This is a genomic window from Roseibium sp. (assembly GCF_051016195.1).
GTDB lineage: Bacteria > Pseudomonadota > Alphaproteobacteria > Rhizobiales > Stappiaceae > Roseibium.
The window spans coordinates 6,449,056-6,465,868 of sequence record NZ_CP134616.1 but is presented as its reverse complement, the minus strand read 5'-3'; the positions used below and the strand labels follow the sequence as shown (position 1 = coordinate 6,465,868).

General features: G+C 59.3%; 18 protein-coding genes. 10 read left to right on the top strand and 8 right to left on the bottom strand.

Annotated features, from left to right (window positions below; genetic code table 11):
- Positions 1-96 precede the first annotated feature (96 nt).
- Positions 97-1,608 (top strand): AMP nucleosidase, encoded by a 1,512-nt coding sequence (locus tag RDA78_RS29315; RefSeq protein WP_434053268.1) that lies wholly within the window; start codon positions 97-99, stop codon positions 1,606-1,608.
- Positions 1,609-1,835: 227 nt separating this feature from the next.
- Here RDA78_RS29315 and RDA78_RS29310 read toward each other — a convergent pair whose 3' ends face one another.
- From RDA78_RS29310 to RDA78_RS29290, 5 genes are all read right to left on the bottom strand, one after another.
- The gene (locus RDA78_RS29310) at positions 1,836-1,979 is read right to left on the bottom strand and encodes a hypothetical protein (protein WP_434053267.1); all 144 of its coding nucleotides are present in this window, start codon (positions 1,977-1,979) and stop codon (positions 1,836-1,838) included.
- A 109-nt stretch (positions 1,980-2,088) separates the two neighbouring features.
- The gene (gene bfr, locus RDA78_RS29305; RefSeq protein ID WP_306140961.1) at positions 2,089-2,574 is read right to left on the bottom strand and encodes a bacterioferritin; all 486 of its coding nucleotides are present in this window, start codon (positions 2,572-2,574) and stop codon (positions 2,089-2,091) included.
- Between the two features lie 265 nt (positions 2,575-2,839).
- Positions 2,840-3,322 carry a fasciclin domain-containing protein gene (locus RDA78_RS29300; protein WP_434053266.1) on the bottom strand — a complete coding sequence of 161 codons (483 nt, stop codon included), beginning with the start codon at positions 3,320-3,322 and terminating at the stop codon, positions 2,840-2,842.
- 236 nt (positions 3,323-3,558) lie between these two features.
- Positions 3,559-4,107: a 2OG-Fe(II) oxygenase gene (locus RDA78_RS29295; RefSeq protein WP_434053265.1), complete on the bottom strand. Its 549-nt coding sequence runs from the start codon at positions 4,105-4,107 to the stop codon at positions 3,559-3,561.
- A gap of 179 nt (positions 4,108-4,286) precedes the next feature.
- On the bottom strand, positions 4,287-5,348 hold the full coding sequence (locus tag RDA78_RS29290; RefSeq protein ID WP_434053264.1) for a phospholipase D-like domain-containing protein: 1,062 nt from the start codon (positions 5,346-5,348) through the stop codon (positions 4,287-4,289).
- Between the two features lie 231 nt (positions 5,349-5,579).
- On the opposite strand from RDA78_RS29290, the gene RDA78_RS29285 reads away from it, so the two are divergent.
- The gene (locus RDA78_RS29285; protein WP_434053263.1) at positions 5,580-5,957 is read left to right on the top strand and encodes a VOC family protein; all 378 of its coding nucleotides are present in this window, start codon (positions 5,580-5,582) and stop codon (positions 5,955-5,957) included.
- 24 nt (positions 5,958-5,981) lie between these two features.
- Here RDA78_RS29285 and mutY read toward each other — a convergent pair whose 3' ends face one another.
- A complete protein-coding gene (gene mutY / locus RDA78_RS29280; protein ID WP_434053262.1) occupies positions 5,982-7,049 on the bottom strand; it encodes an A/G-specific adenine glycosylase in 1,068 nt (355 codons plus the stop codon).
- 206 nt (positions 7,050-7,255) lie between these two features.
- Between mutY and RDA78_RS29275 the strand changes: the two genes are divergently transcribed.
- The 8 genes from RDA78_RS29275 to RDA78_RS29240 all read left to right on the top strand — a co-directional run bounded on the left by RDA78_RS29275 (position 7,256) and on the right by RDA78_RS29240 (position 14,965).
- Complete coding sequence (locus RDA78_RS29275) at positions 7,256-7,783, top strand: DUF721 domain-containing protein (protein WP_434053261.1); 528 nt, start codon at positions 7,256-7,258, stop codon at positions 7,781-7,783.
- Positions 7,784-7,974: 191 nt separating this feature from the next.
- A complete protein-coding gene (locus tag RDA78_RS29270; protein ID WP_434053260.1) occupies positions 7,975-8,610 on the top strand; it encodes a thioredoxin domain-containing protein in 636 nt (211 codons plus the stop codon).
- Positions 8,611-8,697: 87 nt separating this feature from the next.
- Entirely contained in the window at positions 8,698-12,156 is a 3,459-nt protein-coding gene (gene smc / locus RDA78_RS29265) for a chromosome segregation protein SMC (RefSeq protein WP_434053259.1), read from the top strand.
- A 211-nt stretch (positions 12,157-12,367) separates the two neighbouring features.
- Positions 12,368-12,742 (top strand): AtpZ/AtpI family protein, encoded by a 375-nt coding sequence (locus RDA78_RS29260; protein ID WP_434053258.1) that lies wholly within the window; start codon positions 12,368-12,370, stop codon positions 12,740-12,742.
- Positions 12,743-12,796: 54 nt separating this feature from the next.
- On the top strand, positions 12,797-13,546 hold the full coding sequence (locus tag RDA78_RS29255) for a F0F1 ATP synthase subunit A (protein WP_434053257.1): 750 nt from the start codon (positions 12,797-12,799) through the stop codon (positions 13,544-13,546).
- A gap of 70 nt (positions 13,547-13,616) precedes the next feature.
- On the top strand, positions 13,617-13,841 hold the full coding sequence (locus tag RDA78_RS29250) for a F0F1 ATP synthase subunit C (RefSeq protein WP_055111220.1): 225 nt from the start codon (positions 13,617-13,619) through the stop codon (positions 13,839-13,841).
- An 82-nt stretch (positions 13,842-13,923) separates the two neighbouring features.
- A complete protein-coding gene (locus RDA78_RS29245) occupies positions 13,924-14,475 on the top strand; it encodes a F0F1 ATP synthase subunit B (RefSeq protein WP_434053256.1) in 552 nt (183 codons plus the stop codon).
- Between the two features lie 10 nt (positions 14,476-14,485).
- Entirely contained in the window at positions 14,486-14,965 is a 480-nt protein-coding gene (locus RDA78_RS29240) for a F0F1 ATP synthase subunit B (protein ID WP_434053255.1), read from the top strand.
- 76 nt (positions 14,966-15,041) lie between these two features.
- On the opposite strand, the gene RDA78_RS29235 is transcribed toward RDA78_RS29240, so the two are convergent.
- The gene (locus RDA78_RS29235; RefSeq protein WP_434053254.1) at positions 15,042-15,260 is read right to left on the bottom strand and encodes a hypothetical protein; all 219 of its coding nucleotides are present in this window, start codon (positions 15,258-15,260) and stop codon (positions 15,042-15,044) included.
- An 863-nt stretch (positions 15,261-16,123) separates the two neighbouring features.
- Complete coding sequence (locus RDA78_RS29230; protein ID WP_434053253.1) at positions 16,124-16,771, bottom strand: ribonuclease HII; 648 nt, start codon at positions 16,769-16,771, stop codon at positions 16,124-16,126.
- Between the last annotated feature and the right edge of the window lie 42 nt (positions 16,772-16,813).

Below are 16,813 nucleotides of genomic sequence, written 5' to 3'. Positions count from 1 at the left end.
ATTGCGAAAAAAAATTCAAAAACACTTGTTACGTGTATTGACGCAGGGGACATCTGGCAGGAGTGTGTTCGCCATAACAACAATAAGGAGACTTTCATGTCCAATCTGATCAATGGCGATTACCCGCTGGGCAAACGGCGCATGCGCAAAGCGCCGTCGCATCCGCTTGAAGTGTTCACGAATGCGAAACATGCGGTCGATCGTCTGATAGACATCTTCGAGGCGAACACCGCTTTTTTGCGTTCGCACTTTGCCGACCTCCTGGAGGGAGAAAACATCCAGGAGCACGTCAGGGCCTACTACCCCCAGGTCCGGGTTGTCACCGACAGCCACGTGCGGCTGGACAGCCGCCTGTCCTACGGGTTCGTTTCGGGACCGGGAACGCATGCGGCCACGATCACGCGTCCCGATCTCTTCCGCCACTACCTTGAGGCGCAGCTCAAACTGCTGATGAAGAACCACGATGTGCCGATTCTTGTCGGTGACAGCGACACGCCGATACCACTTCACTTTGCCTTTTACGACGGCACGCATGTCGAAGGCGGCGCTGCCGCTGCAAATCTGGAAAGGCCGCTTGCCGACATCTTCGACCTGCCGGACCTGACGGTGATGGACGATTCCATTGCCAACGGAACTTATGAACCGGCCGATGGCGTCATGCCGTTAGCGCCGTTCACGGCACCCAGGATCGACTATTCGCTGCACCGATTGCAGCATTACACGGCGACCGCGGCGGAGCATTTTCAGAACTACGTGCTGTTCACGAACTACCAGTTTTACATCGATGAGTTCTGCCGCATGTCGAAGGAACTCCTGAACACGCCAGAGAGCGGATACGAGGCCTTCGTCGCGCCGGGCAATCTGACAACCGAGGCCGGCGAGAGCGAGCCGTCGTGCGGCGCGGAACCGGCCAAACTGCCGCAGATGCCCGCGTACCATCTGAAACGTGCAGACGGCAGCGGGATCACCATGGTCAATATCGGCGTCGGTCCCTCCAACGCCAAGACCATAACCGATCACATCGCTGTCCTGAGACCGCATGTCTGGCTGATGCTGGGTCACTGCGCCGGTCTGAGAAACAGTCAGACACTGGGTGACTATGTCCTGGCGCATGGCTATGTGCGCGACGACAATGTCCTCAATCAGGATCTTCCGACCTGGGTTCCAATCCCGCCTCTTGCCGAGGTGCAGGTTGCGCTGGAGGACGCCGTTGCCGAGGTAACCGGCCTAGACGGCTATGAGCTCAAACGCCTCATGCGCACCGGAACGGTGGTTTCTCTCGACAACCGGAACTGGGAACTTTGGGATCAGCCGGAACTGGTCAAACGCTTCTCGCAATCCAGGGCGATCGCGCTCGACATGGAATCGGCGACAATTGCCGCCAATGGCTTTCGTTTCCGCGTTCCCTACGGAACGCTGCTGTGCATTTCCGACAAGCCTCTTCATGGAGAGCTGAAACTGCCCGGCATGGCGACGGATTTTTACAAGCGGCAGGTCGCGCAGCATCTGCAGATCGGGATCAGTGCCCTGGAAAAAATGCGCAACATGACCGCCGAACGCCTGCACTCGCGCAAACTCAGGAGCTTCGCAGAAACCGCGTTTCAGTAGCGCATCGGGTTTGTTGCCTGCGGGTGGACATTGGGGATCGGAGAGGTTGAATCCGCCGATGGTGCGATGTCGGGGCTACTTGGCTCCGGCGCGCAATGCTTGCCCGCATCGCAGACGCATAAAGAACCTGTCTTTCCGGACACGCGCTGCGAGCGCTGCGCGCTGATCCGGGACCCAGACATAATTCGCGCTGAAGACCGGTCAGGCCGCTACGATATCCTTGCCGTTTAGTCTGTCACGCCCGCCAACAGTCTCAATGAAACAACTTCCTGCCTGGCGACATCGGCTTCCCTCGCGTATCCGTTGTCCGTCAGGATCTGGATCTGGGCTTCAAGCATATCCGCCAGTTGTGTCAGTCTTTCTTTCTGCATGCCTGCCTCCTCAAGTCATATTAACTCTACGTTAACGAGGCGGTTGCGGATTAAACAAAACGCGCGCCTTTTTGGGCGCGCGCTCAATTGTTTTCGAGGTGTCTTCGTTTTACTCGGCTTCGTCAGCCGGTGCGGCGTTCAGCAGGCCGTAGCGCTCTTCACCGATCTTCTCCAGAAGCTCAAGCTGGGTTTCCAGGAAGTCGATATGGCCTTCCTCGTCCGCGAGCAGTTCTTCGAAAAGTGCCATGGAAACGTAGTCGCCTTCGTCACGGCAAATGTCACGGGATGTCTTGTAGGATGTGCGCGCCTCATACTCGCCAGCAAGGTCGCTTTCCAGAACTTCCTTGATGTTCTGGCCGATGCGAAGCGGCGCGACTTTCTGCATGTTCGGATGACCTTCCAGGAAGATGATCCGATCCGTCAGCTTGTCCGCGTGTTGCATTTCCTCGATGGATTCTTCGCGCTCCTTCTTGGCAAGGCGCGCAAAGCCCCAGTCACTCAGGAGGCGGTAGTGAAGCCAGTACTGGTTGATGGCACCCAGCTCCAGAAACAGTGCTTCGTTCAGGCGTTCGATAACCTTCTCACTTCCCTTCATGGAAACCTCTCCTTGCGAGTTCGTGGAATTGTTAGTTTAGAATTATTCTAGAAAGTGTTCTGGACTATTTTACGGTGCGTGTCCAGACCCAGTTCATCGCGACGGAAATATTTTTTGTCAGGAAGGCAGGGCGGCAAAACGTTATCTGGTCCGAAGAGCCGGATCGCCGCAAATGTATCGGGAAACAACGAATAAGGCGCGGCCTCGTGAGAGACCGCGCCTTCAGCGGGTACATGATGGGGCTAAGGACGTACCCGTCTGAGCCTTAGGACTTCGGCAGGATCACGGCGTCGATGACGTGGATGACGCCGTTGGAGGTTTCGATGTCGGCGCTGACAACCTTCGCGCCGTCAACCTTTACGCCGTCTGTGGCGTCGACGGAGATCTCACTGCCCTGTACGGACGCAACTTCAGCTTTCTTGCCGGCGATATCGGAGGACATCACTTTGCCCGGAACGACATGGTAGGTCAGGATGGCAACCAGCTGATCCTTGTTTTCCGGCTTCAGCAGGTTTTCAACCGTGCCTTCAGGCAGGGCTGCGAACGCTTCATCGGTCGGCGCGAAGACGGTGAAAGGGCCTTCACCCTTGAGCGTGTCCACGAGACCGGCCGCCTGAACCGCAGCGACTAGGGTGTTAAAGGAACCTGCACCGACAGCCGTGTCGACGATATCTTTTTCGCCGGCTTTCGCGGCGGACAGCGGCAGAACAAGAAGAAGGGCGAAGACGAATTTCTGGATCAGTTTCATGACTCACTCCCGAGCTAGACACAGGCAAGGATAAGGCGTTCCGGGAAACGGTATTTTTCCCGAACGGATACAAGGGGTTGCTGTAACCTGTGTTGCGATGGAGTACGGCCGCCGGACAAATTTGGATGAGGAAAAAGTGAATGCGGATTTACACGCTTCTGCGGATGATCCAATCGGACCGTTGATACGACAGACGCGCGTTCTTGTTTATACGGTTAGTACAGGGACGCGACGCTTCATCGAAACCGGGGGCCATGGCTCCAGCATGTCAGGGACGACCGGGCTCCCCTCGTCACGGGAACGACCCTGTGGAGCATGAAACTCGCGAACACGACGGCACTTCCCTGATCCCGCGGTACGGACATGATCCGGTTCCCGAGATTGATTTCAAGCCCGCCACCTTCATATTCATTGGACGGTGAGAGTTGCGTCACGATCGTCGCCTTTCTGAACTGGGCGATCCGGCCTTCGCCGATATCCGAGTGCCAGTCGTAGTGACCCGCTTCGCCCCCGTCGTATCGGGCAACCTGCAGCCGCTCCCGGAATTCTGTGATATCGAAGTCGAATGCCTCACGGTTCGCCTGCGCGACCGCTTCCATGATGCGCTTCATCACCCAGGCCGCCGGGCCTTCATCGTCGAGCCAGCTGATTCTGGCGCGGCGAATGTCTGATTGCTGTACCCCTCCGACAAGGCCGCCGCTGTCCTGCGTTTTGCCTTGGCTCAGATGAAGGATTCCACTGCATTCGGATGACGTGAAAAGCGCGGGTAGGGCGAAGGTGAACATGGGATGGATCCGTGAGGTTGTCCCTTCACTTCAATCGCTTTCGGCGCGGGATCGCAATGCCTTTGTTGCTTTCCAGTGATTTTCCCGATCTGAGTTTGATCAAGCTCGCCGCCCGATTGTCCGCAAACGCCCGTCAGGCGCTCCCCGAAACCTGGGGATGGAGCTGTTGTCCTGTCCACCTATTCGCCGAAATCGGCAATGATCCGGTCGATCTCTGCGCGTGCGGCAAGTGCAATCTTCTTCTGCGCGGCCTTTGCGGCTGTATCCGTCTCGCTCACTTCGCCGACGACGATGATGTTTTCATCATTCGATTTGTTTGCCGGCTTTGTGTAGTTGAAGCTGCCGAAGATCGAGACCTTGTTGTCGATCGTCATCAGCTTGTGGTGCACCTTGCCGAGTTGGCCGCGCCCGCCTGCGACAGCCACGTGAATGCCGGCATCGTGAAGCGAGTGCTTGGCCGCCCATTTCTGGTTGGCCTGACGGCGGTCAAGTACGCCATTGATGGTGATCCCGTTTTTGTGCGCGGCAATCAGCGCGTCATCGATACCCGAGGACTGGGCGAATGTGAACGCTGCAAAATCGACCCGCTCCCTGGCTTTCAGGATCTGTTTCATGATCTCCATTTCCGGCGCGTGATCGGGGGCGAACAGGGGTTTCACGCGGATGCCTGACACCTTTGCTTCCTTGGGAGCGGGCCCATGTGCGACGGAGAACTTGCCGAAACGGCCCTCCCTGATTTCCTTGAATTCCTTCTTGTAGGCATTGGCGACTTCGGCGTCGTTGACCACGACGACATGGTTCAGGTTCTTCGTGACGCCGGTGGTGGTGAAGTTCGTTGAACCGGTCAGCACCCGGTTGCCGAGCACCATGAATTTCTGGTGGAAGATATTCGGGTTGAAATCGACCTTTACGTCTGCGGTCGAGCGCAGGATGGCGTTGAACAGCTCGCGGTTGATTTCGTGCTTGCCGCCCGGAGCATGCGCGCCAGCCAGGTCTTTCGGCTTCTTTGCCGCCAGCAGGTAGCTCTGCTCGACAACGAGATCGATGACCGCGCCCCGCAGCCGTGCCTGGATAATGGCATTGGCGATCGCCGGATTGTCGATCTCCTGCACCGCGATCATCAGGTTCTGCCTGCTGCCCGCGCGGCCAATGAATTCAAGGATCGGGTCAAGAAGCGAATCGGGGCCACCGTGTTCCTGGGGGCCAAGATGGATTTCAATATCACCAACTATTAAGGGCATAACGAATTCCTTCTCACTATAGCTGCAAATTCATACCATTTTTCCGCCGCGAGGGCGACGCTGGCGGCAGACCATTTGGAACACCTCTTTGCGCGTGTTTCCGACTTCTTGAAATGGCGTCTTGCTTTGCTATGCTCGGTTCGGGCACCGCCCTGAACAGCGCAGATCCGCCTTCGAAACCGGCACCGCCCGGACCCGGAGAGTGGAGCGCATCCGAACAAGAGGAAGGCCATGCCCTCCGAAACAACGAATGGAGTGAAGCTCGGCCGGATCGCGCCGATGCTGCCCGTCAGCAACATAGATGAATCCTTCCGGATCTACAGGGAGGTGTTTGGGTTCGAAAAGGTCTTCGAGAATGGAGATCCGGTCGGGTTCATGATCCTGCAAAAGGACGATGCCGAACTGCACTTGACGCTCCAGAAGACGCACAAGGCGGCCACGTTCAACGTGGCGCACATGCTTGTCTCCGATGCAGCCGAAACCTACCGGATGTGTCAGGCGCACGGACTGCGCATCATCAAAAGCCTGCAGGACAAGGATTACGGCCTGCGGGCCTTCGTTTTTACCGATCCGGATGGCAACAGGATTGATGTCGGGGAAATCATCTGAGCGCCCGGTCGCCCGTGTGCGGCCTCAGGCTAGTGCGACCGCCAATACCTTTCGCATAACCGTGGGAAGGGCTTCTTCCGCAAGGGCGTCCGCCGGTGACCACCAGGCTCCGTCGACGCTCTCTGCGGCGCTTGTCGTGGTATCGGCCTTGAACACCTGCAAGCGGAGATGAAAATGCGTGAACGTGTGCCTGACGTCACCGGTGCAGACCTGCCATGTGTCCTGAAAGGGGGCAGCTTCGAGCGCCGTCGCAACGTCGAAAGTCTCCGACCAGTCCGTGCCGGGAACTTCGGTCATGCCTCCAAGCAGTCCCCTTGGCGCGCGGCGTCTGAGCAGCACCGCCCCAGTTGACTTGTCGACGGCGACAAACGCCGCGCCGAACCGGGTCGGCTTCTCCTTCTTCGGGGCTTTTCGCGGAAGGGTCTCGGCGATGCTGGAGTTCTGAACATGGCACTCTGCCATCCAAGGGCACAGTCCGCAGGCAGGGCGCCTGGGTGTGCAGATCGTTGCGCCGAGATCCATGACGGCCTGCGCGAAATCGCCGGGACGGTCTTCCGGCGTGAGTGCCGCCATTTCCTGCCTGATTTCCGTTTTCGCCGCCGGAAGCGGCGTTTCGATCTGTCTCAGCCGGGACAGCACGCGTTCGACATTGCCGTCGACAACGGCGGCGTGCCGGTCGAAGGCGATCGTTGCAATGGCTGCCGCGGTGTAAGGACCTATGCCGGGAAGATCGAGAAGCGCGTCTTCCGTCTCCGGAAACCGGCCTTCGTGTTTGTGTGCGATGGCTTCCGCGCATTTCTTCAGGTTCCGGGCGCGCGAATAATACCCCAGACCGGCCCAGGCCTTCATGACGTCTTCTTCCTCGGCTGCAGCCAGATCCTCGACCCGCGGCCATGTCTTCGTGAATTTCTCGAAGTAATCTTTCACAGCTGCAACTGTGGTTTGTTGCAGCATCACTTCTGACAGCCATATCCTGTAGGGATCGGGAACTTCACCGAGCCTTCTGTCTTCCGGCGAAACACGCCACGGCAGGCGCCGCGCATGCCGGTCGTACCATTTGAGCAATGATTGACTGAGTGAAGCATTTGTCATGAGATAGGCGGTGTACTCGTCAGTGTAACGGAGAGTGTCCCTTTGGAAAGCCTGGGGACAACTTGGGTAGAGTTGATGGATGGCGGGCTTCGCATCAAGTATTCGTCGTCTTTTTGTCGTATTTTATTGGGACACAACACCTTAATCTGCGATCCGTGGCAAAACGGGTCCAGCCGGGCCACCGGTTGAGGAAGTAGGTCAACAGCGTGACGAAGGCAAATGCACACCGCAAGCCTCCCGAGGCGAAACAGCTTGCTGATCTTGTCGGCAAGGCGATGACCCCTGCCTGCCGCAAGCGCGGCTTTGCGTCCGTCGATATCGTTGCGGCCTGGGCAGACATCGTCGGCGAGCGCTACGGTGGCCGGGTTCAGCCAGACAAGCTTGTCTGGCCGCGTCAGCCGGAACTGACAGATCCGGAAACACCGCCGCAGCCTGCAACACTGGTGGTGCACACGGATGGGGCGACCGCGCTTTTGCTGTCGCATGAGAGCGCCCAGGTGATCGAGCGCATCAACACGTTCTATGGCTGGGCAGCCATTGGCCGTATCAAGATCCTGCAAAAGCCTGTTCCGGTGAAAACGGCGTCAGAGCGCAAACAGCTGCGGTCACTGACGGACAAGGAAGAGAAAAAACTCGATGAGCAGCTGGAAGGCGTGCACAACACCCGTTTGCGCGAGGCCCTGAAAAAGCTTGGCGCGCAGGTGATCGCCAAACACGCGGACGAAGCGGCCTGACCCTGCCGCCCGCGATGGCTCCGAAGAGCAATAACGGGACAATAACATCATCGTGAAACGCAGCTTTCTGCTGTCCTCTCTCCTGCCACATTTGATAAGCCTTGTTGACGATTGTTGCCGCAAAGGGCAAATGAAGCGATAGAACCGGCACCAAGAGGTGCTGCGCGTTTAACAAGTGACAGGACGACCCAGTGACCCAGACCCGCAGACAGTTTCTCAAGACCACTGCCCTGGCGAGCGCAGCATTTGGTGTTGCGGCAAGCTTCCCGGCCCTCGCTCAATCCGTCGACATGGATGACCTTCTCGTGCCTGGTCCGCTCGGCGACAAGATCCTGGGCGAGGAGAATGCGCCGGTCACGGTGGTGGAATATGCATCGATGACCTGCGGCCACTGTGCAAACTTCCACAAGAACACATGGAAGCCGCTCAAGGAGCAATATGTCGACACCGGCAAGGTGCGCTTTATTTTCCGCGAATTCCCGCTGGATCCGGTCTCCGCCGCAGCATTCATGCTGGCCCGCTGTGCGCCTGCAGAGAAATACTTCGAGATTGTGGATACCATGTTCGAAAACCAGCGCGCATGGGCATTTACCGACAATCCGTACAATTCGCTCCTCGACTTTTCAAAACAGATCGGATTTACACAGGAGTCCTTCGAGGAATGCTTGACAAACCAGGGTCTTCTTGACGCAGTAAATGCAGTGAGAGATCGTGCGGCGAATGAATTCGGGGTGAGTTCGACGCCGACATTCTTCATCAACGGTGCGCGGCACCCGGGAGCAATGTCGATTGACCAGATGGGAGCACTCATCGACGCTGAGCTCTGAACCGGCGGAAATTTCGCCGGGCACTGGTCTGTGGGCCGATCAATCAATTCCCTGTTCGGCACTCGCTTCGCCAAGAGGTGAGTGCCGATGAGATTCTCGAAACTCCGCGTGGTCGGCTTCAAGTCCTTCGTTGAACCGATGGAATTCATCATCGGCGATGGACTGACGGGCGTGGTCGGACCGAACGGCTGCGGCAAATCCAACCTCGTCGAGGCCCTGCGCTGGGTCATGGGCGAAAACTCCTACAAGAACATGCGTGCGTCCGGCATGGACGACGTCATCTTTTCCGGAAGCCTCAACCGCCCGGCACGCAACACGGCCGAAGTCGCGCTTTTCCTTGAAAATCCGGACCGTACGGCCCCCGCCGCGTTCAATGATGCCGACCTCCTGGAAGTCAGCCGGCGCATCGAGCGCGAGCAGGGGTCCAACTACAAGATCAACGCCAAGGACGTGCGTGCCCGGGATGTGCAGCTGCTGTTTGCCGATGCATCGACCGGTGCGCGTTCACCGGCCATGGTGCGTCAGGGACAGATCGGGGAACTGATCGCCGCAAAACCGACGGCACGGCGGCAGATCCTGGAAGAGGCGGCCGGCATCTCGGGTCTCCATTCGCGGCGTCACGAGGCGGAAATCCGCCTGAGGGCCGCAGAACAGAACCTGGAGCGGCTGGAAGATGTTCTTGTCCAGATTGACGGGCAACTGGACAACCTGAAGCGCCAGTCCCGCCAGGCGAGCAGATACCGCAATCTGTCTTCTGAAATCCGTGCGGCGGAAGCATCCATCCTCTATATCCGCTGGATCGAATCGCGCGACGCGCTGACCACCGCGGAGGTCCAGTTCTCGGAGGCCCAGAAGCAGGTCAACGAGGCAACCGCGCTGCAGGCCGAGAGTGCACGTGTGCAGGCAATCGCCGCGCACAAGCTGCCTGAGCTGCGCGATGACTCCGCTAAGGCTGCGGCGACGCTGCAAAGGCTTGTGATCGCGCGGAACGAGCTGGATGCCGAAGAGCGCCGCGTCAAGGAACGTCTGCAGGATCTGGAACGCCGACTTGTGCAACTGGCGGACGATATCCGCCGCGAACAGTCGATGGCCTCTGAAAACGATGAGGTTCTGCAGCGCCTGTCCGAAGAGCGGGCGGAGCTTGTGGAGGAAAACGAACTCGTACAGGAGCGCACGGAGACTGCCGGGGAAAAGGTCACTGAGGCCGGAGAGATCGTGCGCGACCTGGAAACGCAGCTTTCCGACCTGACCGCGGCAGAAGCCCGCGCCAGCGCCGAACGGCGCCAGCTCGAACGCGCGGTTGCCGAAAGCCGTTTGCGCGCCGACCGGCTGTTGGCACAGGTTCAGGATGCGCGATCTGCGCTTGAGGTTATCGATCTCGAGATGGCCGGCCATGACAGGATTTCCGAAAGCCGGGAAGAACTGGAGTTGGCCGAAGAAGCGTTGATGGAAGCGGAAGCCACCGTCGAGGCCGCGGAGACCGCCACACGCGAGGCGCGCGACAGGGAACAGTCTGCAAGATCACCCTTGAGCGAGGCACAGCAGCTTTTGCAGGGCCTGGAGACCGAGGCCCGGACACTGGACCAGGTGCTGAACGCGCATGCTGATCAGGATTTCACGCCCGTCGTTGAAAAGATCCAGGTGGAACAGGGTTTTGAAACCGCGCTCGGTGCCGCATTGGGCGAAGATCTCGACGCGTCCCTGAGCGAAAGTGCGCCGGTGAGATGGGGTGCGGCGCTTGCGCATGATCTGGATGCGGATCTGCCTGCGGGCGTGCGCGCACTGTCCGACGTCGTGATTGCTCCGGAAGAACTCGCCCGCCGCCTGCGTCAGATCGGCATCGTCACGCAGAACGAGGGACCGGCCCTTCGTGGCCAACTGAAACCTGGACAAAGACTGGTTTCCGTCGAAGGTGATCTCTGGCGCTGGGATGGTTTTGTCGTTGCAGCAAATGCGCCGACACCGGCCGCGCAGCGGCTTTCGCAGAAGAACCGGCTGATCGAGCTTGGCGACGAAATCGAAACGGCGCGGCGCACGTTCGAAGACAGGCAGCAGGAGCTGGAACAGGCAGCTGCCGACGTGCGCGGTCATGCCGAGACCGAGCAGGTGGCCCGGGGCAAGGTCAGGGACGCACAGCGCACGGCGGCCTCGGTCCGCGAAGCACTCGTCCTTGCAGAGCGCTCCGTTGCGCAGCTGTCAGCGAAACGGGCAGCGGCGCAGGAGCGAGCCGAGCGGCTCGGCGAAGAGGCGGAACTTGCACGTGAACAGGCCGCGTTAGGGGAAGAACAGCTTGCCGCGACGCCTGAGAGCACTGATTTCGAGGGCCGCATCGCCGATCTGCAGGCCGAGGTGGCCTCCGCGCGCGGTGCGCATGCAGAGGCACGGGCGGTTTCGGAAGGACTGGCCCGGGAACAGCAGATGCGCGACCGGCGGCTTGAAGCCATCAAGCGCGAATATGATGGCTGGAAAACGCGCGCTCAGAACGCTGCACGTCAGGTCACGGTGCTGACGGAACGCCGCGAAGAAGCCGAGGAAGAACGCGCCGAACTGGTCGAGGCACCGGACGATATTGAAATCAAGCGCCGGGATCTCTTTTCCGCCATTTCGAAGGCCGAGGAGGAAAAGAAGGCCCGGGACGACCAGCTGCAGCAGGCGGAACTCGACCTTTCCGAAGTCGACCGGGCGGCGAAAGCTGCGATGGAGGCGATGGCTGGTGCGCGCGAGCAGAAGATTCGCGCCGAAGAACGCTTCGAGGCGGCCCGGGAACGCAAGGCCGTTCTGGAGCGGCGCATCGATGAAGATCTCGAAGTCGCTGTTACCGCCCTGCCTGAGATTGCCGGCCTGAAGGAAAACGCGCCTTTGCCGGACCCGACCGGTGTCGAACGCAAGCTGGAAAGGCTCAAGGCCGAACGCGAGCGCCTTGGCGGCGTGAACCTCAGGGCAGAGGAAGAACTCAAGGAGGTCGATGAGCAGAAAACAACACTGACCTCTGAGCGGGACGATCTGATCGAGGCGATCCGGCGTTTGCGCACGGGTATCTCGAATCTCAATCGCGAAGCACGCGAGCGCCTGCTGGCGTCCTTCGAAGTGGTCAATGGCCACTTTCAGCGCCTGTTCACGCACCTGTTCGGCGGCGGAACGGCGGAGCTTCAACTGGTGGATTCCGACGATCCGCTGGATGCGGGTCTGGAAATCATTGCAAGACCGCCGGGAAAGAAGCCGCAAACCATGACGCTTCTGTCGGGGGGCGAGCAGGCGTTGACCGCCATGTCCCTGATCTTCGCGGTTTTCCTGACCAATCCCGCGCCGATTTGCGTTCTTGACGAGGTCGATGCACCGCTGGACGACGCCAATGTCGAACGTTACTGCGACTTGCTGGACGAAATGTCCGCCAGTACCGAAACCCGGTTTGTCGTGATTACACACAACCCGATCACGATGGCGCGGATGAACCGTCTTTTCGGCGTGACCATGGCAGAACGCGGCGTTTCCCAGCTCGTGTCTGTCGACCTTGAGACCGCGGAGCGATTCCGCGAAACGGGCTGACCTTGGCCCCAAGACCTGCGTCACTTCGGAGCAGGCGTACAACTTAGGTCTTGCAAATTTCTTTTGAAGTAAAAAAGCTCAGTTTTTTCAATAGGATAAATATTAATCAAGTCTCCTTGACACGGCATGAGGTGCCGACTATGGTGCGCGCGGCTTACGGGGCACTCCTGTTGATTGATCTGACATGTCGGGGCACTGGGGACAGAGGAACATGTCTTCGGAAAACGACCAAGATAAAGATCGCGACGACGATGTTTCGCAAGCGGGTCTGTCGGAACGGCGGGCTCAGCTGAACCGGAAGCTTGAGGACCAGCGCGCTGTCGAGGAAAAGGCGGCGCGGAAGTCTGAAAGCAATTCCACCGGATATGCACAGGCGATGAAACTGTCTTCGGAATTCATCGCAGGCGTTCTGGTCGGGGCCGGCATCGGTTGGGTTGCCGATCAGTGGCTGGGAACGGCGCCCTTCGGGTTGATCATTTTCCTGCTTCTGGGTTTCGCGGCGGGAGTTCTGAATGTGTTGCGGTCGGCCGGAGTGGTCGAGCAGCCGCAAGTCGGACTTCGCCGCGACAAGGACGGATCTGAATAGAATTTGTCGCGCCCGAGGGCGCAGTGGTTGTGAACGAGCGAAGAAGGCTGGCCGGTGGCGAACGATCCGATCTCACAGTTCCAGATCCAGAAGATCTTTCCGATTGAAGTCGGAGGCATGGATTTCTCATTTACCAACTCTTCCCTGTTCATGGTTTTGACCGTGGCGGCGACCTCCGCATTTCTGATATTTTCGACCAGCGGCAGAGGCCTCGTGCCCACCCGGGTGCAGTCGGTGTCGGAAATGATGTACGAGTTCATAGCCGGAACGCTGCGAGACGCGACGGGGACGGACGGGATGCGGTTCTTCCCGCTGGTGTTTTCCCTTTTCATGTTCGTTCTGGTCGCCAACCTGTTCGGGATGTTCCCGTATTTCTTCACCATAACGAGCCACATCATCGTCACCTTCGCCCTGGCGATGCTGGTGATTCTCACGGTCATCATCTACGGCTTCATGCGCAACGGCATGAGTTTCCTCAAACTGTTCATTCCAAGCGGCGTGCCGGGTGCACTCATCCCGCTGGTGACGATGATCGAGGTGATCTCGTTCCTGTCGCGTCCGATCAGTCTTTCGGTGCGTCTCTTCGCGAACATGCTCGCCGGTCACATCACCCTGAAGGTCTTCTCCGGTTTCGTCGTCAGCCTCGGCGCCATGGGCGCAGTCGGCATTGCCGGCGCGATCCTGCCCCTTGCAATGACGGTCGCCCTGACGGCGCTGGAGTTCCTGGTGGCATTCCTGCAGGCCTACGTCTTCGCCGTTCTGACCTGCATGTATCTGAACGACGCACTTCATCCTTCACACTAAGGGTTATCCAAATCACACGGCCTGAGCGCCGAAAGTGAGAAATCTGCAAACACATCTAGGAGCACGTGTCATGGAAGCAGAAGCAGCAAAATACATCGGTGCCGGTATCGCATGTCTCGGCATGGGCGGTGCAGGCATCGGCCTCGGCACCATCTTCGGTAACTACCTCGCAGGCGCTCTGCGCAACCCGTCCGCAGCTGACGGCCAGTTCGGCCGCCTGATCTTCGGCTTCGCCGTGACGGAAGCTCTGGGCATTTTCTCCCTTCTGATCGCCTTCCTCATCCTGTTCGCGTAATCGCTCACTAGCAGCGACGAAAGATGCGACTCCGGTGGCGGCGCTCTGACAGCGTCGCCAAGCCGGATTTAGGAGACAGGAAATGGCAGGCGATACGACCACTGAAAGCCAGACAGCGATCGTTGACACGGCCGCCGAACACGGCGTGGGCTTCCCGCCGTTCGACGCGACCACGTTTGCGTCCCAGCTGCTTTGGCTCGCCATCACCTTCGGCATCTTCTACTGGATCATGAAAAACGTGGCGATGCCGCGGATTGCAGGGATCCTTGAGGATCGGAAGGACCGGATTGCCGGTGATCTTTCAGAGGCAAACCGCCTTAAAGACGAAACCGACGCGGCGATCGCAGCTTACGAGCAGGCTCTTGCTGAAGCCCGGAACAAGGCACACAGCATCGCCCATGACACGCGTGCCAAGCTGAAGGCAGAACAGGAAGCTCGCCGCGAGAAGGCGGAATCGGAGCTGAACGGGAAGCTGCAGGCTGCCGAAGTGCAGATCGCAGGCATCAAGACCGAGGCCTTGTCCCAGATCGGAGACATTGCCGGAGACACCACGTCAGCGCTTGTTGAGCAGCTGATTGGCAAGGCTCCGACAAAGACCGATCTGACGAAGGCGCTGAAATCGGCGATGGACTGAGGAGACCATTATGGACGCAACATTTTGGGCCCTTATTGGTCTCATCCTCTTCTTCGCCCTGATCATCTATCTCAAGGTGCCGGGCAAGATCGGCGGGTCTCTTGACAACCGCGCCGACGGTATCCGCAAGGAACTGGAAGAAGCGCGCAAGATGCGCGAAGAAGCCCAGGCTCTCTTGTCTGATTATCAGCGTAAGCGCCACGAGGCGGAAGGCGAAGCTGAAGCGATCATCGCTGAAGCCACTGCCGAGGCCGAGCGTCTGACGGTTGAAACCAACCAGGCTCTGGAAGAAATGATTTCCCGGCGCACAAAGGCCGCCGAAGTCAAGATCGCCCAGGCGGAAACGCAGGCAATCGCCGAGGTACGCGCCAAGGCTGCCGACATCGCTGTTGCAGCGGCCGAGGAGATCCTCAGCTCGAAGGTCAAGGACAAGGTTGCCGACGATATTCTGTCCAAGAGTATCGATCAGGTGAAAGAACGTCTGAACTGATTTCAGTTCGGTTCGAGCAAGACAATCAGGAGCGGCCCCGGGGCCGCTCTTTTGTTTTTCGCCGGCTCCTTTTGTGTCAACCGCCCCGTTCGTCTTCCCGGCCAAGCGCAGCGCGAGCCGGGATGACGAAGGAGAGGCAGAAGTGGGCGGAAAGAGACCTGCCGTAGGTACCCGTTGGAACCAATATCCTTGCCGCAAATCCAGCCTCATCCTGAGGAAGCGCGTGCGCGCTGTCTCGAAGGACGGGCGGCAGGTTCAGGGATGTGCGGCCAATCCGGATACTTGCGGCCGTCATCAGGATGATGTCGTGATGAGCAAAGCGATTGCGAATTCGGCCTTCGTGTCAGTCGTCATGGCCAGACCTGATCTCGCAATCCATGCCATTGAGGCCCGGCATTGCACGGCCTTGAAACCGGGCACGCAACGGCATGGATGCCATGGTCGAGCCATGGCATGACCTAATCTGAGAACTGATTCTGTCCCTCTTCGCTATGCGGATTTGCTGTCTCCCCGCTCGTCATCCCGGCCAAGCGCAGCGCGAGCCGGGACCGGGGAGGCACTGGCTTATTTGCTGGCCCTATCAGCGGGGCCGGGCTCCCCGATCCCGGATCTCCGCTCCGCTGCGTCCGGGATGACGAACGGGGAGGCAAAAGTGGGCGGAAAGAGACTTGCGTGGGTACCCGTTGGAACCAATATCCTTGCCGCAAATCCAGCCTCATCCTGAGGAAGCGCGTACGCGCTGTCTCGAAGGACGGGCGTCAGGCTCAGGGATGTGCAGTCCATCCGGATACTTGTGGCCGTCATCAGGATGAGGCGGCGATGAGAAAAGCGTTTGCGAATTCGGCCTGCGTACCAGTCGTCATTGCCTGACCTGAGCGCTGATTCAGTTCCTCTTCACTATGCGGATTTGCTGTCTCCCCGCTCGTCATCCCGGCCAAGCGCAGCGCGAGCCGGGACCGGGGAGGCACCGGCTAATTCGCTCTTGTTTGGCCCTATCGGCGGGGCCGGGCTCCCCGATCCCGGATCTCCGCTCCGCTGCGTCCGGGATGACGAAGGAGAGGCAGATCTGGGTTCCGGACCTGTCCGCAGCTGCCGCTGCGTTTTTCCGAAAGGACGACGGAAGCGGGAGCAGGTCGAATGAAGCCGACCGGTTCGCCATCACGTTCGGGCAAGATGCACAGGCTTGAAACTCATCCGGTGATGATCGCTGGGACCAAGGTCTGCCAGGGCGGCCTGATGTTGCGGGACGCCATATCCCTTGTGCTGCGCGAAACCGTATCCGGGGACATGGTCTTCAAGGCGGACCATCATCCTGTCGCGCGTGACCTTGGCAATGATGGAAGCGGCCGCGACACACAGACACCGCTCGTCTCCTTTGACAAGCGCCTGGCCCGGCTGCTTCAGTCCGCGCGGCACATCGCGCCCGTCCACCAGAACGTAATCCGGTATGATGGCGAGACCGTTCACGGCCCGGACCATCGCGGAGAGGGTTGCCGAGCGGATGTTCAGCGCGTCGATTGTCTCTGGTGATGCGCTCGCCGCGCAGACGTGAGCGCTGGCGACGATCTTGTCGAACAGCTCTTCGCGCCTTGCTTCGCTGAGTTTTTTTGAATCGTTGAGCCTGTCGGGGACATTGTCATAGTCCAGCACGACGGCAGCGGTGACGACCGGACCTGCCCACGGGCCGCGCCCTGCCTCGTCGACACCGCACAGGGCGCCGTTGAAAGAAGCTGCATGGCGGCGCTCCAGGTCCAGGTCCGGGCTGTCCGGAAAGGGCAAATCGAAGAGGGATGGGCCGTGGCTCATCCGGAAACGCTGCCGCCGGATCAGGCGATGCGCAAGCGGGAA

What these genes read in the sequence shown, in the direction of transcription:
- RDA78_RS29250 (WP_055111220.1), top strand. Translation starts at nt 13,617, where the DNA reads ATGGAAGCAGAAGCAGCAAAATACATCGGTGCCGGTATCGCATGTCTC.
- RDA78_RS29285 (WP_434053263.1), top strand. Translation starts at nt 5,580, where the DNA reads ATGCCCTCCGAAACAACGAATGGAGTGAAGCTCGGCCGGATCGCGCCG.
- RDA78_RS29315 (WP_434053268.1), top strand. Translation starts at nt 97, where the DNA reads ATGTCCAATCTGATCAATGGCGATTACCCGCTGGGCAAACGGCGCATG.
- RDA78_RS29240 (WP_434053255.1), top strand. Translation starts at nt 14,486, where the DNA reads ATGGACGCAACATTTTGGGCCCTTATTGGTCTCATCCTCTTCTTCGCC.
- RDA78_RS29245 (WP_434053256.1), top strand. Translation starts at nt 13,924, where the DNA reads ATGGCAGGCGATACGACCACTGAAAGCCAGACAGCGATCGTTGACACG.
- RDA78_RS29295 (WP_434053265.1), bottom strand. Translation starts at nt 4,107, where the DNA reads ATGTTCACCTTCGCCCTACCCGCGCTTTTCACGTCATCCGAATGCAGT.
- bfr (WP_306140961.1), bottom strand. Translation starts at nt 2,574, where the DNA reads ATGAAGGGAAGTGAGAAGGTTATCGAACGCCTGAACGAAGCACTGTTT.
- RDA78_RS29310 (WP_434053267.1), bottom strand. Translation starts at nt 1,979, where the DNA reads ATGCAGAAAGAAAGACTGACACAACTGGCGGATATGCTTGAAGCCCAG.
- smc (WP_434053259.1), top strand. Translation starts at nt 8,698, where the DNA reads ATGAGATTCTCGAAACTCCGCGTGGTCGGCTTCAAGTCCTTCGTTGAA.
- RDA78_RS29290 (WP_434053264.1), bottom strand. Translation starts at nt 5,348, where the DNA reads ATGCCCTTAATAGTTGGTGATATTGAAATCCATCTTGGCCCCCAGGAA.
- mutY (WP_434053262.1), bottom strand. Translation starts at nt 7,049, where the DNA reads ATGACAAATGCTTCACTCAGTCAATCATTGCTCAAATGGTACGACCGG.
- RDA78_RS29230 (WP_434053253.1), bottom strand. Translation starts at nt 16,771, where the DNA reads ATGAGCCACGGCCCATCCCTCTTCGATTTGCCCTTTCCGGACAGCCCG.
- RDA78_RS29300 (WP_434053266.1), bottom strand. Translation starts at nt 3,322, where the DNA reads ATGAAACTGATCCAGAAATTCGTCTTCGCCCTTCTTCTTGTTCTGCCG.
- RDA78_RS29260 (WP_434053258.1), top strand. Translation starts at nt 12,368, where the DNA reads ATGTCTTCGGAAAACGACCAAGATAAAGATCGCGACGACGATGTTTCG.
- RDA78_RS29235 (WP_434053254.1), bottom strand. Translation starts at nt 15,260, where the DNA reads ATGACGGCCGCAAGTATCCGGATTGGCCGCACATCCCTGAACCTGCCG.